Source organism: Rhodococcus sp. EPR-134 (assembly GCF_001647205.1).
GTDB classification, from domain to species: Bacteria; Actinomycetota; Actinomycetes; order Mycobacteriales; family Mycobacteriaceae; genus Rhodococcus_F; species Rhodococcus_F qingshengii.
This window is the reverse complement of the sequence record NZ_LVCT01000349.1, coordinates 1-1,127: the sequence shown is the minus strand read 5'-3', so window position 1 is coordinate 1,127 and position 1,127 is coordinate 1. Positions and strand designations below refer to the sequence as shown.

Below are 1,127 nucleotides of genomic sequence, written 5' to 3'. Positions count from 1 at the left end.
CTCTTCCGCACGATGGACGCTCTGCGGATGTACGACCTGCCCGCGATCATGATGGGATCCAACCCGGCCACCTCGACCATCTCGGTTCTGGTGGTCGATCAGATGCGCGTCGGCGCCAATTCGGCGTCGGCACTGTCCACCATCACGTTCCTCATCATCTTCGCTGTGGCCTTCATCCTGGTCCGATTCCTCGGAGCCAATGCGGTCAGCACGCAGGAAAAGCAGCGGAAGGGGGAGCCGGTATGAACAAGGCACTACGCGGCAAGATCGGCACCTACATCGGCGTCGTACTGATCATCGTGTGGGGACTCGCTCCCTGCTATTGGATGATCGTGACGGCGCTGCGCGACCCGGCGGACACGTTCTCGACGTCGCTGTGGCCCACCAATCTCACGCTGTCCAACTTCACCGCGGCGCTCGATCCCGACGCGAAGGTGAACTTCACCCGTGCACTGATGAACAGCCTCATCATCGCGGGCGCGACCACGCTGATCGCCTTGGTCATCGGCGTGTTCACGGCGTACGCGCTCTCGCGTTTCGATTTCCGTGGCAAATACTTCGTCACCGGAATCATCCTCGGCGCGTCCATGTTTCCGGTCGTCGCCCTCGTGACCCCGCTGTTCCAGTTGTTCACCGACATCGGCTGGATCGGCAGCTACAAAGCGCTGATCATCCCGAATATCTCGTTCGTGCTGCCGCTGACGGTCTATACGCTGACGTCGTTCTTCTCCGAGCTTCCGTGGGAGCTCGAGGAGGCGGCGCGTATCGACGGCGCCACCCGTGGCCAGGCCTTCCGTCTGATCATGCTTCCGCTCGCCGCGCCGGCACTGTTCACCACCGCGATCCTCGCCTTCATCGCAACGGTCAACGAGTACCTGCTCTCGCTCCAACTCTCGAGTGACAAGACCGCACCCGTCACCGTGGCGATGGCCAAGTTCTCCGGAACGGACCCATTCGTCACGCCGTACACCTCGATCATGGCCGGCGGAACCCTCGTGATGGTCCCGCTGGTCATCATGGTTCTCATCTTCCAGCGACGCATTATCGCCGGTCTGACCGCAGGCGGCGTCAAGTCGTGATGCGCGCTTGCGCACGGTTTCGATGAGGCGGGCTTCGCGCGCCCAGCG

At 62.4% G+C, this 1,127-nt stretch carries 1 protein-coding gene and 1 pseudogene; both read left to right on the top strand.

The genetic code is table 11. The annotated features are described in order from the left end of the window. Window positions 1–246: pseudogene (locus tag A2J01_RS15585) on the top strand (sugar ABC transporter permease); the annotation flags it as partial. Continuing rightward, window positions 243–1,079, top strand: a complete 837-nt coding sequence (locus A2J01_RS15580) for a carbohydrate ABC transporter permease (protein ID WP_003946046.1) — start codon at window positions 243–245, stop codon at window positions 1,077–1,079. The pseudogene A2J01_RS15585 and the gene A2J01_RS15580, both read left to right, overlap by 4 nt. Window positions 1,080–1,127 lie beyond the last annotated feature (48 nt).